This window comes from Actinomadura physcomitrii (assembly GCF_008923205.2).
Classification (GTDB): Bacteria; Actinomycetota; Actinomycetes; order Streptosporangiales; family Streptosporangiaceae; genus Spirillospora; species Spirillospora physcomitrii.
Genome location: NZ_WBMS02000081.1, coordinates 1 through 14,319 on the forward strand (window position 1 = coordinate 1; position 14,319 = coordinate 14,319).

General features: G+C 68.0%; 15 protein-coding genes and 1 pseudogene. 9 read left to right on the top strand and 7 right to left on the bottom strand.

All coding sequences use genetic code 11. The features are described 5' to 3' along the window. Positions 1-156: 156 nt before the first annotated feature. Complete coding sequence (locus F8568_RS45860; protein ID WP_151600464.1) at positions 157-1,089, bottom strand: hypothetical protein; 933 nt, start codon at positions 1,087-1,089, stop codon at positions 157-159. 150 nt (positions 1,090-1,239) lie between these two features. Between F8568_RS45860 and F8568_RS45865 the strand changes: the two genes are divergently transcribed. After that, positions 1,240-1,653: a hypothetical protein gene (locus F8568_RS45865; RefSeq protein WP_160574027.1), complete on the top strand. Its 414-nt coding sequence runs from the start codon at positions 1,240-1,242 to the stop codon at positions 1,651-1,653. Between the two features lies 1 nt (position 1,654). On the opposite strand, the gene F8568_RS45870 is transcribed toward F8568_RS45865, so the two are convergent. Beyond that, a complete protein-coding gene (locus F8568_RS45870) occupies positions 1,655-2,290 on the bottom strand; it encodes a TetR/AcrR family transcriptional regulator (RefSeq protein ID WP_236010156.1) in 636 nt (211 codons plus the stop codon). Between the two features lie 145 nt (positions 2,291-2,435). Between F8568_RS45870 and F8568_RS45875 the strand changes: the two genes are divergently transcribed. The 3 genes from F8568_RS45875 (at position 2,436) to F8568_RS45885 (ending at position 4,635) form a co-directional block, all read left to right on the top strand. Continuing rightward, positions 2,436-2,591 carry a hypothetical protein gene (locus F8568_RS45875; protein ID WP_160574028.1) on the top strand — a complete coding sequence of 52 codons (156 nt, stop codon included), beginning with the start codon at positions 2,436-2,438 and terminating at the stop codon, positions 2,589-2,591. Continuing rightward, entirely contained in the window at positions 2,588-3,193 is a 606-nt protein-coding gene (locus F8568_RS45880; protein ID WP_151600466.1) for a VC0807 family protein, read from the top strand. The genes F8568_RS45875 and F8568_RS45880 overlap by 4 nt, the downstream gene beginning before the upstream one ends. Positions 3,194-3,297: 104 nt before the next feature. Next, positions 3,298-4,635, top strand: a complete 1,338-nt coding sequence (locus tag F8568_RS45885; protein ID WP_160574029.1) for a beta-galactosidase — start codon at positions 3,298-3,300, stop codon at positions 4,633-4,635. Between the two features lie 35 nt (positions 4,636-4,670). Here F8568_RS45885 and F8568_RS45890 read toward each other — a convergent pair whose 3' ends face one another. From F8568_RS45890 to F8568_RS50090, 3 genes are all read right to left on the bottom strand, one after another. Further along, entirely contained in the window at positions 4,671-5,999 is a 1,329-nt protein-coding gene (locus F8568_RS45890) for an NAD-binding protein (protein WP_151600468.1), read from the bottom strand. 102 nt (positions 6,000-6,101) lie between these two features. After that, entirely contained in the window at positions 6,102-6,884 is a 783-nt protein-coding gene (locus tag F8568_RS45895) for a hypothetical protein (RefSeq protein ID WP_202126159.1), read from the bottom strand. Positions 6,885-6,972: 88 nt separating this feature from the next. Then, positions 6,973-7,107: a hypothetical protein gene (locus F8568_RS50090; protein WP_268896555.1), complete on the bottom strand. Its 135-nt coding sequence runs from the start codon at positions 7,105-7,107 to the stop codon at positions 6,973-6,975. Between the two features lie 557 nt (positions 7,108-7,664). Here F8568_RS50090 and F8568_RS51445 point away from each other — a divergent pair. Further along, positions 7,665-7,919: a helix-turn-helix domain-containing protein gene (locus F8568_RS51445; protein WP_151600470.1), complete on the top strand. Its 255-nt coding sequence runs from the start codon at positions 7,665-7,667 to the stop codon at positions 7,917-7,919. Positions 7,920-8,130: 211 nt separating this feature from the next. Here the strand turns inward: F8568_RS51445 and F8568_RS45905 are convergent, their stop codons facing one another. After that, positions 8,131-8,910 (bottom strand): ATP-grasp domain-containing protein, encoded by a 780-nt coding sequence (locus F8568_RS45905; protein ID WP_151600471.1) that lies wholly within the window; start codon positions 8,908-8,910, stop codon positions 8,131-8,133. Positions 8,911-9,365: 455 nt separating this feature from the next. Between F8568_RS45905 and F8568_RS45910 the strand changes: the two genes are divergently transcribed. The 4 genes and pseudogenes from F8568_RS45910 to F8568_RS45925 all read left to right on the top strand — a co-directional run bounded on the left by F8568_RS45910 (position 9,366) and on the right by F8568_RS45925 (position 13,332). After that, on the top strand, positions 9,366-9,887 hold the full coding sequence (locus tag F8568_RS45910) for a hypothetical protein (RefSeq protein ID WP_151600472.1): 522 nt from the start codon (positions 9,366-9,368) through the stop codon (positions 9,885-9,887). Positions 9,888-10,002: 115 nt separating this feature from the next. Continuing rightward, on the top strand, positions 10,003-11,034 hold the full coding sequence (locus F8568_RS45915; protein ID WP_151600473.1) for an AAA family ATPase: 1,032 nt from the start codon (positions 10,003-10,005) through the stop codon (positions 11,032-11,034). Between the two features lie 323 nt (positions 11,035-11,357). Then, positions 11,358-12,199 (top strand): annotated as a pseudogene (locus tag F8568_RS45920) (IS5 family transposase). A 206-nt stretch (positions 12,200-12,405) separates the two neighbouring features. Then, a complete protein-coding gene (locus tag F8568_RS45925; protein WP_202126160.1) occupies positions 12,406-13,332 on the top strand; it encodes an IS110 family RNA-guided transposase in 927 nt (308 codons plus the stop codon). A gap of 8 nt (positions 13,333-13,340) precedes the next feature. On the opposite strand, the gene F8568_RS45930 is transcribed toward F8568_RS45925, so the two are convergent. Further along, on the bottom strand, positions 13,341-14,319 hold a 979-nt coding region (locus F8568_RS45930), incomplete at its 5' end, for an IS3 family transposase (RefSeq protein WP_151600474.1).

Genomic DNA, 14,319 nt, shown 5'->3' on the forward strand with positions numbered 1-14,319 from the left:
CTGAACACAGGGATCAGCGGCTCGGCAAGCTCCCACAACTCATCCGGCACCAGCCGCAACGCAAGATCCGACGACACGATCCCGCATTATCCCGCAGGACACCCGCAACCCACGTGAGACACGCTCTTAGGTGTGGAACGCAGCCGGACGGCCGGATCAGCTGGTGGAGAGGAACTCTGGCCATTGGGTCAGCAGCCATGCGGACGTCGGGCCCGCACGCCGCCAGGTGACGACCGCAACCGCGATGACCGTCTTTCCGTCATGCAGTTCCCAGTTCTGCGTCGCCGATGTGCCTGACTGATCCCCGACAGGGTCCAAGGGATCGATGGTGAGGCCGGCGTTGGCCCAGCCGGAGTAGATGGCGGCATGCAGGCGCTGGTTGTTGTAGTTGTACTGGCTCCGCTCCGTCACCCGGCCGATACGGTTCAGATCGCCTGAGCTGATCGCGGTGAGAACGGCGGTACATCTTCCCGATGGCGGTACCGAATAGGGCTCCGCCGATGCGAGGCCGCTCGGGAGTGTCGACGGTTGCCGCGTGACCAGGGTCGTCTGAGATGGAATGGGTTCGCTCCGGGGCGGTGGCTCCCTTCTGCGGCCAGCGACTTGTGCGACCACGGCGATGAGCAGGATGAGGACCAGTGCCGCGCCCGCGATAGAGGCGTAGAGCATCGGGTGGCGCATCCTCGCCGGCTTCGGGGCTTGTTCCCTCCTCTCGCTGGGAAACAAGGCCTGGAGTGTGGTGTTGTCGTCTGCGGCCAGCTGACTGGGAGCGGCCGGGGGAAAGGAAACCGTGCCGACGTCCCCCGGCTTTTGACCGGTCGTTTCGGTCGGCGCTGTCTCCGCGAATTCGGACGGAGCGGCCGGCCGCCAGGCTGCGCCGTCCTCCGGGCCTCGCCGGATGAAGGACTGAGTCATCGGGTCGACGCGCCATGTGCAGCCGGACGCGTCGACGACCTCGTGCTTTCGCAGTTCGAGCAGGGCGTCGTCGAGATCGACGATTTCCTTCTCGACCTTTCCCGTCAGGTCCAGAAAAACCGCCCACAGGCCGGCCAGCGGACCGTCGGCAACCGCATCACGTCCGCTTGTCACATTACTCGCCTCCGCGAGTAACCGTCCTGTGGGGGCACCAGCCTGCAACGTGGCCCGGGGCGGGGAGGCCGCACCGCTCGACTTGCTGACCGCTCCCGTCCGCGGACGGTACGTGATGACCGCACGCTGATCGACGGCAGGACAGGGAATGTGATGCTCGACCACTTGATAGCGGCACGCAAATCGGGGGCCGGTGTTCGGCGCCTCGCGTGGCTCGTCTTTTGGGGGGAGCGCGCGGTGGGCTATGCAGAGGCCCGCGGCAAAGGCATTCCGGATCGCGAGGTGGTCGAGGCCGTCAGCGACGGCGTTTTCCTGTCCGACTACAGCAAGGCTCGCGAGGTCGCCGCGCACTGCGAGATTCTTCAGGCCCATACCGCGACTGGTGACGTTTTCGGCTACGCCTGCCACCGGGCCTGGGGCGAGCCTCACGAGGCGGCGCTCGAAGAGGTCCGCGCCCGGGCTTCCGGCCGAATGCAGGCCCCCCTGCGGTGTGAACCTCGGACGAGGGTGGCGTTCCGTCCGACGATGTCGCGGAGGGTGCGGGAGGTCGAGGTGCCGCGGTGAGTCAGCGCGGGCGCACCAGGGGCAGGAAGACCTGGTCGACTATCTCGGTGATGACCTGGTCGGAGACCGGGCCGGGGCCGAACATGAAGTACTCGCTGCGGAGCAGGGCGATGGGAAGCGTGGCTATGCGGGGAATGAGTGAATCTTGGCGCGCCTCTCCCCGGGCCACCGCGCGCGCCAGGATGGTCAACATCGTGCCGGGAGCGCCCTGGCCGAACTCATCGCGCAGGTCGGCCATCACCTCGGGTTCGTGGCGAGCGTCGATCACCAGCCCGCGGATGATCTGGGTCTGCACGGGGGAGTCCATCCGGTCGGCCGCCGCGTGGAGCAGTTCGAGCACGTCCGAGCGGAGGTCGCCGGTGTCGGGCGGGTCCTCCGGGCGGGCCACCATCTGCTTATAGGCGGCGAAGGCCAGCGCGGTGCGGCTGGGCCAGCGCCGGTAGATCGCCGTCTTGCTCGTGCCAGCGCGGGCGGCGACCCGGTCCATGGTGAAGCCGTCGTAGCCGTTCTCGGAGAGTTCCTCGACCGCAGCCAGGAGGACGGCGCTCTGGACCTCCGCCGCGTTTCGCCGCTGCCTCCGCGTCGCCTTGGCTCCGCCGCCGTCGGCCACGGTCGGGGGCGGGTCGGTGTCATCCAAGGTCATCGGTGTCTCCAAATAGTCATCAGTACCTTGCTGACGGCAGATCCGCCATTACGCTTGTCAAAATAGGGGACTATGAGTACCTTGAGAGGGTACTCATGGTACCTAAGTGTACCGGTTCGAACAGAGACAGGAGAAGAACATGGCCATTCGCCTGGCCCTCGTCGGCGTCGCCCTCGTCGCCGTGGGCGCACTCGACCTCGGCGGATTCCGGGAGATCACGGTCGCGGTCGGAGGCCTGGCACTGGTCGCGTCCGGCATCAGCTGGCTCGTCGCCAGGCGAGGCGGAACCTCGTGAACCGCGCACTCGTCCGGACCCTCTTGCCCAGCCTGGCGCTCAACGGCGTCGTCCCGCTGCTGGCCTACTTGCTCCTGCGCCCGCACCTGTCCGGCGACGCCGCAGCCCTGGCGATTGCGATGGCCATCCCCGTCGCCTGCACCCTGGCGGTGTTCGCCTGGCGGCGGCGAGTGGACGCCATCGGCGTCATCGCGGCCGTCACCTTCGGCATTGCACTGATCGCGGTGCTGGTGTCAGGCGGCAACACGTTCGTCCTGAAGATGCAGGAAGCCGTCCTGACCGGGCCGGTCGGGCTGCTGTTCCTCGGCTCGGCTGCGGTGCGCAGACCACTGCTTCTCGTCGCCGCGCAACTGCTCGCCCGGCGTAAGCCGCAACCGCCGCAACCACAGGCGGACGCGCAACGACGGCAGGCCTCCATCGTGCTGACGACGATCATGGGCGCGACGTTCCTCGTCCACGCCCTCGTCCTCACCCTGCTCGCGGTGATGCTGTCCACCGCCCAGGTGCTGGCGGTGTCCAGGCTGGTCGGCCTGGCCATCATCGGCATCGGCTTGGCCGTCGTGCTGGGATACCGCGGCAAGATGCAGAAGGCCATGCGATGATCTCGCCACCGCCGCCGGCCACCTCGCTGTCGGGCCCGCGGATCGGGATCTGCCGGGGGATCAGCTACGGCCTGCTCGACGACCCCGAGTGCTTCATGCCCGCCGTGCGCTCGCTGGGCATCGACCTGGTGCGCATCAATCTGTTCTGGTCGCAGATCGAACCGGAGCCCGGTCGTTTCACCTGGGACGTCGTCGACGCGTTCCTCGACCAGCTCGAGGACGGCGACGAAGCATGGGTCACCGTCTGCTCCAGCTCCCCATGGGCGACACAGCAGGCGACACGTTTCCTACCGTCCTCACCCGCCACCGACATCGACGACTATCGCCGTTTCGTCACCGAACTGGTCCGGCGCTGCGGCGGCGCGATCCGCTACTGGCAGTGCGAGAACGAACCGTGCGTGCCGCTGCTGTGGGAGGGAAAGGTCGACGAGTACCTCTCCCAGCTCATCGTCTTCTCGGACGTCGTCAGGGACTCTGCCCCCGGCTCGCTCGTCGTGCTCGGCGGCGCCGTCCCCGCCGCCATGTTCGCCGAAGAAGGCAGCGGGAACCAGCGATGGGCGGAAGACCTCGACCGCATCATCGGCGAGGGCCGCGACCACTTCGACCTCTTCGACCTCCACCCCTATGGCGACCCATATGCGATCCCTGCCCTCATTCAGGCGAGCAAGGCGCTGCTGGCCGCCCACGGTGCCCACAAGGCCATCGTCGTCGGCGAGCACAACGGCCCCATGCCACCCAGCTTCCCTGAGAACCTTCCGTACCTGACCGATGTGCTCACCGAGCACCGCCGCGTCTTTCTCGGGCAATCACGGCTGGTCGACGGAGGACTGGACTTCGACCGGACCACCCCCGCCATGGTCGACCTCTACGACTGCCGGGACCAGCTGCCGCCGACCCTGCAGATGTTCATGGCCGACTGCTCCGCCGACCTCGCCGCGGAACGCGACCGCCATCTCCAAGAGGAGATCGTGATCCGCACGGTGCTGCTCCTGGCCTCCGGCGTCGAACGGGTAGCGTGCTTCCAGCTGGCCCCCGAGGCCCGCGACACCGGCAGCCGCCTCAATATCCGGTCCCTGATGTTCGACGCGTTCGCGCTCATGGACTACGAAGGCGGTGACATCGGCCGCCGGCGACCCCAAGCCGACACCTACGCGCTCATGGCAGCCCACCTCGCCGACGCCCACACCGTCCTTCACCACAACCCCGGTCGGCCGGGCACCTACCTGTACGAAATCCAGCGGCGCGGACGGAGCTCGACCTTCGTCGGCTGGAGCCGCGTCAACGAGACAGCGCACATCACCTGCCCGTGGCCCTTCAGGGGACGCCCTTACGGCATCAACGCCCTCGGTGAAAACGTCCCCATCCGCCTCCAACGCGGAGTGATGCGCATGCCGATCTCTTCGACCCCCCTCCTGGTCGGAGAGGAAGGCGGGGACCGATGACCACCGGTGAGGGCGCCTTCCACTGAAGCGCGCCCTCACCGGTGGAGTGGGTCAGAGCAATCGCATCTGCGAACGAGATCGCGGGCGGTCGCAACGCAGTCGGCATCAGGGTGGGTTCTCAATTTTCCGCGGTGAGGGTAGACGAAATGCGCAGATTCCCCCTGCATTGCGGCGGCGACCGCCGCCGCCGTCATGGCTGAGATGTCGCAGACATCGCCGATCGGGAACAGTGACCTGGTCTCGGTGATCACGGTGTTGTGTCCGGCTCGCAGCACCACGCGCAGGTCCGGCTCCAGCGCGAGCGCCGCGATGGCGGCTTCGACGTTGTCCAGGTCGTCGGCGCCCATGGCGGCGAAAGCCCGGGCGCGGTGCAAGGAGAGTCGGCCGAGCACGGCACGGTCTTCGGCGTGCGCGATCAGCACGGGGATCCCAGCGGCCTTGGCGAGCCGCAGATTGGTGGCCCGGGGATCGCGTTCCACCGCCAGGACGGGTATGTGCAGGTGACGCAGTGCCGTGCAAAGACGGAGCCCGATCTGTCCCAGCCCTACGACGATGACATGGTCGCGGGTCGGCAGCGTTCTCGCGCCGATGATGTCGATACTGCGGTCGGACAGGAGACGGTTGACGATGCCGGCGGTGAAAAGGGCGGAGTAACCGATGGTCAGCAGCATTCCGATACCGGACAGGGCCAGGTACCAGTTCGATGCGGGCTGGGACTCTCCGGGGCCGACCGTGGCGACGACACGGGTGGCGGAATAGAAGGCGACGGTCACCGGTTGATGCAGGGCGACGACCGCCAGCAACCACTCCAATAGCAGGGTAATGGTTAGGCCCGTGAGCCCGGTGAGCAGAATCCGGCTGGTCAGGTCGTGGGAGCGGAACTGGCGGGAAAGTGCACGCATGAGTCTTCGAGGGCGGGAATCGGGGCGCCAGCGGTCCATGGTGATCCTCTCGGCGTCCTCGATGAGGACTCTGGCCGGAGAACTGCGGACGTCGACGGCGAGAACAGGCTTCCCGAGGCACGCTCCGATGATGGCGGGCACGGAGATGTCCGCCGGGGAGGTCACCTGGCAGTTGGGAACGGTCTTCAGGAGCTGGTCGGCGACCGTCCGGTCGAAAAGCATGACCACCAGGTGGATGCGGGGACGCAGATGCTCGACCAGCAGCGCGTACCGGAGGGCGGCGACGTCACCGCGGACGAGAACGGCGACCGCATGCGGTTCCCAGGCCAGGGCATCGCGCAGTTCGTTCTCGGTCGGCTGGGAAAGGTGTGTGACCGTGCTGCCCTGCCGGGTGAGTGAGGCACAGGCGAGCCGGGCGATCTCGATATCGCCGATCACTATGACACGTCGTGCTTGTCTCATGCCGTCTACTGTGCGCAGGCCGTCTGGTCCGGCCAGCAGTGGCGTTGCGGCGTCCTGCCTGCACCTTGCCCATTGCGCTCTGTCGGAGACCGGTGTGCGCGATCACCCGATTGGCTTCACTGCCTCGGAGCGGACCTGGAGTGTAAGTTTTGCGTAGAACCGCAGATCCGGGCCGGATGGATCCTGGGAGGCCGTCTTGCTGGTGATCGGAGCGACCGCGGCCGCCGTGTTCTCGTCGGCCCAGGCGCACACGGGGTAAATCAGGGTTGTACCCGACTTGTCCTGCTTAAGGACTTCGCAGCTGACGGTCGGCGAGCCGCTCTGCGTGAAGACCCTCGGCCCGATCGCCACGGTCACCCCCTCGCCCTCTCCGGCCCCCTTGAGCATGTTCTCGCGCGGCACGACCGTGTCCTTGAAGCGGCCGTACATGCCGGACAGCAGCAGCACCCCTCTGGACTCGTCACCGCCCAGGTCGTACTTGCCGACCACCGAGTCGGTGATCTTGACGTATTCGGCGCCCGCCTCGTCCTCGATCCTCTGCCCCTCCGAGTCGGAGAGGTCCTGGGCGAGTTGGAAGCGGCCGTCGACCAGCGCCTCGGGCAAGGTCAGGGCGAACTTGGCGTCCGGGAACCCGCTTTCGGACCTCATCGTGATCAGCACGATGAGGATCACGATGACGAGGACTACGCTGACACTGCCGCCGATGATGCCGAGAACGACGCCGCCCTTGCGCCTGTTCGGCGGCAGTGGCGGGTTCGGCGGGCCACCGCCCAGCGCGGGGGCGGGTTGCCAGCTGTTAGGGGGGCCGTACGGTGGGGAGCCGTAGGCTCCCTGCTGCGGCACCGGGACGGGCTGCCCGCCGTAAGGGGGCTGATGCGGGGTCATACGGAGTTCACCATGGTCTCTCAATTCCTCGGCAGAGCGGCGGGACCGTGGTTCGCCGCCGGCCGCCCGGCCCCATCCCAGCCTGTCCTCAGCGTGCCGGCCGACCGGCCGCCGGGGCCTGGCAGTCGATCGCGTACTCGGCCGTCCCGTCCTCCTCCCAGGTGACGGTGTTGGTGCCGTGTGGCGCGATCTGCACGCACGCGGGCGTGTCTCCGCTGCTCAAGACAACGGACCCCTTGATTTTCCAGGGGCAGTCGTTGCGCAGCTCTGCCCAGCCGGCGCCCTGATCCGTAAGTTCAGCGCAGGCACCGGCAATCTTGGAGAATCCAGGTTCCGAGCTTTCAGCGGCCAATGCGGCCGTCGGGGCAGAGAAAAGGACACCCGTTGCGGCGACGATGCCTGCCGTCGCGCGAAGCCTCATCGTCGTTCCTCCAGTGGTCGACCTAAGCAGGTTTCCCGGCCCCGCCCCGCGTAACGGGGGGAACGCAGGGGCGGGGCCGTGGGGTGACCGCCGATGGGCCCCTGACCCGGTCCGCGACCACCATTCATGACAGTCGCGGAGCAGGACGAAGTGTCAACCACGAGATGTGGCGTTCAGTGGATTCCGTCGTCGCGAAGCGTGCTGTGACCATCGGCCACGTCTTCGCCGCTCAGCGGGCCAAAGGTCCCGATCCGCCGCTGGAGAAGCGGCCGGCCCTGCTTGGCGGACAGGCCCCGCCGCAGCCAGCGCGAACCATCCGCCGGTTCGTCTCCCGATGAGCCGGACGCTCGGGAGGGGCGATGGCCGTGCCAGGCCGCCTTTCGATCGCCTCTCCGCAGCTCGCGCACTGTTCCCTCGGCGGCGGGTACGCGGCGGCGAGTCTCGACGCGGTCCGCGAAGGAACGGGTGTGACCGAGAGGTCGCTTTACCGTCACTTCCGCGGCAAGCGGGAGTTGTGCGAGGGGGTCTTCAAGGAGGCGGCCCGTCATCACCGCGCACGCCGCCACCGAAATGGACACGCAGGACGAGCCCTGGGCGGCGACGAGGCGCACTGAAGCGCTTGCCCGAGCACCTGTGGTCTACCGCCGAGTGGAAAATGCCGGACCTGCCGACAATGCCCACCTCGTCCTCGTCGCTCCGTTCGAGCCCACGATGCTGCTCGACGCCAAGGGGCCGTCCGCCCGCGTCGGCACCGAGGCCGACCTGCACGACCTTGACCACTCGCATGCGGGAGGTCGGGCCCGCCGAGGGCGTACACCGGAGCATCTATGTGTCTCCCGCTGACGGGGTGGCTGACGGACCGGGAGCGCGGATGAAGGGACGATCGTGGGCTGCGACGTCTGCGGCTGGCCCTGCGGCGCGGAGTACGACGTCGAGAACACGGTCGGTGTTGGCGGCGTAGTGGCCGCTTGCCCAGGCCGCGTTGGCCTCGATCACGGCCCAGCGGCCGTCCGTCGTGCCGACATCAACGACGATCGCTGTGGGAAGCGTATGCCCGCACTCTGCGAGGAGGTCGGCTCCGAATCTGGACGCACTGGTGGACAGTGGTCCCAGTTTCAGTTGCCCGTTCTCCGCATACTGACTGCCGGCGTGCACTGTCTTTTCGAGTATGTGCAGGCGGTATTCGGCATCGAATGTCACCACGTCGCTGACGAGCACCGGCGTCTGCGGATCGACTGCATCCGGGCCGGGCAGGCGCGACCCGTCCGGGTAGACCAAGGCCCGGATGCTCTTGTCGTTGGGGGATTTGATGAAAGCGGGGCGGCGGAGCGCGTAGGTCTCCTCAATGCTCATGATGACGATCTCTCGCTGGGTGAACGCGCGTGGCAGATCGGCCAGCCAGCCGAGGGGTGCCTCAAGCGGTGCGATGCCCAGTCGCGGAGCGACGGCGTCGGCGAAGCTCGGCCCGGCGTGCAGGTGGTCGGCGCGCAGCCCGGAGGGAACATCGAAGGTCGGCAACTGGACGACGCGTAGGCCGCGTTGTCGCGCCGCTTCGCCCAACGACGTAGCGGAGGCGGTGAGTCGTGGCGGCATGAGCAGAGTCACAAAACTTGATTATGCCGGATTGACGGCGTATCGATTATCGACTGTGAATACTCGTACAGACCAGGGCCATTGTGGGCCTGAGGTCCCCCGTAGCACGGACGGCTGGGGTAAGATGGGTCAGGTGGTCGTGATCGCGGTTGGGTGTCGTTCCTCGTAGTCCACCGGATTCAGCATTCCGATGCTGGAATTCTTTCTGAACGGGTTGTACCAGCACTCGATCCATTCAAACACCGCAGCTGCTGCTCGCCCTGCCTTCTGCAGGCTTTATCGCGTCGTCAAGCCGATCGCCGCGAGGGCGCCGCTGGCCACAGCCCGGGCGGCGTGCGGTTCACAGTCGATGCCGGACTGTTTCAACCGCCGCCCGTGCTACCGACGCTCCGCCGACTGCTGCGGACGGCTGCCTCGAACGCGTCACCGGCCGCTCCGTGCCTCGGTGACCTGTACGGAGAGGGATCATGGCCACGTGGAGCAAGGGAACCCTGGTCGGGGAGACGCGCCGAGCCGACGTGGTGCTGCCCGTCCCCGTCGTGCATGAGGAGTCGAAGGTGGTGGGGGCGCACTGGCAGGTCGTCCAATGGAGCCCGGTCGCGGCCCGCTGGACCGCGACCGCCGCACTGCTTTTCGCCGCCTGCCCGGGTCTCCGGACCGCACCACCTGCCGGAGCAGCTCCCAGAGTCCTCGCCGCCGTCGCAGTGACCATCCTCGCCGGTGGCGCGGGCGTCAGCAGGGCCCAGCGCGAACGCGCCGGTTTCGGGATCACACACGGCGGCGGCGCGACGGGCATGCTCGCCGTGTGGGCCGCCGCCTCCCACGCGTGGCCGGCGCAGGCGGTGGGGTGGGATCGTTCCGGTCGCCGCGCTGTTCACGTCCCGGCCTCACTCCCGCTCGGCCGGGACGGCCTCATCGGCGGCGGGACGATGGCGGCGCCCGGCGCCGCAGCCGCCGTCTGGGATGTGTTCGGCCTGGACGCGCCGTGAACCGCCGCCGTGTACGCGCTGGCACGGGTCTTCCCCTGGTGGCGGTAGGCCCGGTAGTGATCGGGACCTTCGGCACGTTCGAACGCTGCTCGGCACTTTCTGAAGGGAACGGAGATTGGATCACAACTGGGCCGAACCGGAGTGGACGGTCGAACCCGCACCGATTCCGTCGTCTCCTCCGCTGAAGACGCCGGATGGTCTCGCTCTGAAGAACGTGCACGGCGAATCACTGCTGCGGCGGCTCAGACGGGGGGTGGCCAAGCCGTTCCTGGCGGTCGGCGACGCGCAACGGCTTGCCGAGCACGTGAGCTGCGTCCAGCGACCGGTCATCGCGGGACTGCGGATCGCGGTCACCGGCATCCACGGCGGATCCGGCAAGAGCACCCTCGCCGCTCTCCTCGCGGTGACATTCGCCCGCTACCGGCAGGACCGCGTGCTCGCCCTGGATCTCGATCCGGAGTTCGGATCGCTGCCGTTCAGGCTGGGCGTCTCCGGCGGCCGGTCCCTCAGTGACCTGGCGCGGGCGGGCCTCGGAACGGCGCCGTTCGAGGAGCTCGAGCCCTATCTGGCGCGACTGGGCGAGCGGCTGTGGACGCTATCCGGCTCGCCGAGTTGGAGGAGGAGATCGGACGGCGACGCCGCCGTCGTCTACCGTTCCGCGGGACCGCCGCTCAGCCGGTTCTTCGGCGTCACGGTCATCGACTGCGGCGGGGGCCTGCGGTCGGACCTGCACCGCGCAATCCTCGCGAGCGCCCACGCTCAGGTGTTCGTCACTCCCGCCACGGCGCTGGGGGCCGCCAGCGCGAGCCGCGCCCTCACCTGGCTGCGGGCGGGCGGTTTCAGTGACCTGGTGGGGCGCACCCTCGTGGTCTTCACCGAGCGGACGCCGCATGGTGGTTCCCCAGTGAACATCGGCAATGTGCGCGCGAGCCTGAGAAAGGTCGGGTCTGACGCATTCCTGTTCGGTTTCGACCGCCATCTCGCCGGCGAAACGATCGTGGATTCCCAACACCTCGGCCACTCGGCCCGTGTCACCGCCACAGCGATCGCCGCGGCCGCCATCGACCGTGCCGTGCCCGCGCCATCGTCTCCGCTGGAGGAGGGCCTGCACACGCCCGCCGGAAAACACGGCAGCCCTCAAGCGTGAAGGCGACACTGCGGCGACGCGGCCGACGCATCGTCCCGCACGGACCGTTCACCCGCTGCCCGAGCGTCCGGCCCGGCAGATCGAGGAACCGCTCGCGCTCCCGGAGGCGGCCGGTGCCAGGAACCCGTTGCTGCGGGTGTCGCGGCGCGGGCAGACGTCGCGGAAGCGGCGGGGACAGCGCGAGCGGTATCTGGAGGGGTTGCAGGAGATGTTCGCGGAGGAGAAGCGGGGCGGCCGGGACAAGGCCATGGTGCTAGGGCCTGTCCGGTAGATCTTGGTGTTTTGCTGAGGGCGATCTGGTGGGTGTGGGTTGATGGTGTGTCGTGGTGCGACGGCATGAGTTGACCGATGCGGCGTGGCGGCGGATCGAGCCGCTTTTGCCTGCGCAGTCCGCTCGTGGTGGCCGGTGGGCTGATCACCGGACGGTGTTGAACGGGATCTTGTGGAAGTTGGCCACCGGTGTGCCGTGGCGGGACCTGCCCGAGCGGTACGGCAACTGGAAGACCGTTTATGAGCGGTACCGGCGGTGGGCTGCCGACGGCACCTTCGATGCGATCTTGACTCACGTGCAGGTCCACGACGACTCGGTCGGCCGGATCGAGTGGACCGTTAGCGTCGATTCCACCATCGTGCGCGCGCACCAGCACGCCGCCGGGGCCCGCAAAAAGGGGAACCGGACGGGACGAACCCGGCATCGGGGAGCAGTCAGGCGCTCGGGCGGTCACGGGGCGGGCTGACCACCAAGATTCACGTGGCGGTCGACGGGCGCGGCCTGCCTTTGTCGATCGTGCTCACGCCCGGCAATGTCAACGACTGCACCGCCTTCGGGCAGGTCCTGGCGGCGATCGCCGTGCCGCGGCACGGTTCGGGGCGTCCTCGGTGCCGGCCGGATCGGGTGATCGCCGACAAGGCCTACAGTTCGGCCGCGATCCGCAGGTCACTGCGGGCACGGGGAATCGCCGCGACCATCCCCGAACGTGGCGACCAGCAGGCCGGACGCGCCCGCCGCGGCTCACGCGGCGGACGCCCACCGCTCTTCGACCCAGCCCTCTACAAGCGCCGCAACGTGGTCGAACGCTGCATCGGCCGCCTCAAGCAATGGCGCGGCATCGCCACCCGCTACGACTGTGAGGATGAGCGGGTGCCGCCTCGGGTGGTGGTCTGACCCGCGTTACGACTGGCCATAGGGCCTTGAGTTTGATCTGTCGACCGCCATCTGGGGTGGTGCTTGCTGCCGCCGGACCAGGTCGGCGTGTCCCGATAGGGGCCTTGCCGCGAACAAGGCGCCGTCACAGTCCTGACCGCCCACCCGGTCCGGCGTTGGCCAGCCCGCGTTCCCAAGCCGTCAGGAGTCAGGCGACCGTGTCCAGGATGCCCCACGCCGACCAGCCCGGTCAGTCCGACACCAGCCAGGAGAGCGTGATCCTGGGTGTCGATACGCACAAAGACGCGCACGTCGCCGCCGCCGTCACCGTCCGGGGGGCTTTACTGGGGCAGCGCCGCTTCCCCGCCACCGCGGCCGGCTACCAGCAACTGCTGGACTGGGGCCGCGGTCTCGGCACGGTCGCACGAGCCGGCGTGGAATGCATCAGTTCCTACGGCATCGCGCTGACCCGTCACCTACAGGCGGCCGGTGTGATCGTCCTGGAGATCAACCAGCCGGACAAGGCCCAACGCCGCCGCCGCGGCAAGACCGACGCCATCGACGCCGAAGCCGCCGCTCACGCGGTCCTGTCGGGCCGGGCCACCGCCGTCGCCAAGACCGGTGACGGCCCCGTGGAGATGGTGCGCATGTTCAAGATGGCCAAAGACTCGGCGATCAAGTCTCGGGCGCAGGCCATCAACCAGCTCAAGGCCGTCCTGGTGCGCGCCGAACCCGTGCTTCGCGAGTCACTGACGGGGTTGAGCAACCCGCGGCTGATCCGCCGCTGCGCCGACCTGGATCCCGCCGCCCCCGCGACCACCAGTGCCGCAGCCGTTTACACGCTGCGGTCTTTGGCTCGGCGGATCCTGGGTCTGTCCGAGGAGATCGATGACCTCACCACCCAGATCACCGCCGCCATCACCACCTGCCATCCGGCACTGCTGGACTGCTACGGCGTCGGCCCCGACACCGCTGCGGCCCTGCTCATCACCGCAGGAGACAATCCCGAACGTCTCCGCAGCGAGGCATCATTCGCCGCGCTGTACGGAGCCAGCCCGATCCAGGCATCTTCGGGCAAGACCGAACGTCACCGGCTCAATCGCGGCGGCGACCGCCAAGCCAACTCTGCCCTTGAGCCGTACCGGGTTCGGTGAAGCCCGGATTACCTGGCGCCAGTTGGCGCTGTGGCGTTGATGGAACGGTAGTGGTTGGCTTCGTACTCGGCAGGTGGCACGTCACCGATGGCAGAGTGCAGACGCCGGTGGTTGTACCAGCCGATCCATTCGACAATGGCGTATTCGACCTGGTCACGGCTGCGCCAGGTTCGCCGGTGGATCAGTTCGGCCTTGAAGGTGCCGTTCAAGGCTTCGGCCATGGCGTTGTCATAGGAATCGGCGACCGAACCAACCGATGCCATGACGCCGACGTCGGCCAACCGGGTGACGTACCTGAAACTGGTGTACTGACAGCCGTTGTCGCTGTGGTGAATCAGGCCGCCGGCCTGCGGCCGCCCCTCGCGCCGTCGTTGCCACAGCGCCATCTCCAGTGCGTCCAGGGGAAGGTCGGTGCGCAGGTGGGAGGCCAGTTGCCAGCCGACGATCCGGCGAGAGAAGGCGTCCAGCACGAACGCCACGTACACCCAGCCTTCCCAGGTGCGCACGTAGGTGATGTCGGCCAGCCACAACCGGTCCGGCCGGTCCGCAGTGAAGCGCCGGTTGACCAGATCCGGTGGTCGAGGCATCGACTCGTCGGGTGTGGTGGTGCGCCGCTTGGCTCCGCGGCGCACACCTTCCAGCCCATGCTCGCGCATCAGCCGCTCCACCGCGCACCGCGCCACCCGCACGCCTTCGCGGCGCAGCTGCTGGTGCACACGCCGGGATCCGTAGACCCCGTAGTTGGCCTGGTGCACGTCTTTGATCTGCTCAAGCAGGGCTGCATCGCGCTGGGCGCGGGCCGAGGGCGGGCGGCGTTTGCGGCCGTAGTAGGTGCCCGGGCACAGGTTCAGCACCCTGCACACCGGCTCGACCCCGAAGCGGTCGCGAAGGTGGTCGACCACCGCGACTACTTCGTCCGGGGCTGGCCGAGCTCGGCGGCGAAAAACGTACTGGCGGCCTTCAGTATCTCGTTGGCCCGCTTCAGCT

Excerpts from the sequence above, each read along its gene's own strand:
- F8568_RS45875 (WP_160574028.1), top strand. The coding sequence starts at position 2,436 with ATGGCCATTCGCCTGGCCCTCGTCGGCGTCGCCCTCGTCGCCGTGGGC.
- F8568_RS45925 (WP_202126160.1), top strand. The coding sequence starts at position 12,406 with ATGCCCCACGCCGACCAGCCCGGTCAGTCCGACACCAGCCAGGAGAGC.
- F8568_RS45910 (WP_151600472.1), top strand. The coding sequence starts at position 9,366 with ATGGCCACGTGGAGCAAGGGAACCCTGGTCGGGGAGACGCGCCGAGCC.
- F8568_RS45890 (WP_151600468.1), bottom strand. The coding sequence starts at position 5,999 with ATGAGACAAGCACGACGTGTCATAGTGATCGGCGATATCGAGATCGCC.
- F8568_RS51445 (WP_151600470.1), top strand. The coding sequence starts at position 7,665 with ATGGCCGTGCCAGGCCGCCTTTCGATCGCCTCTCCGCAGCTCGCGCAC.
- F8568_RS45895 (WP_202126159.1), bottom strand. The coding sequence starts at position 6,884 with ATGACCCCGCATCAGCCCCCTTACGGCGGGCAGCCCGTCCCGGTGCCG.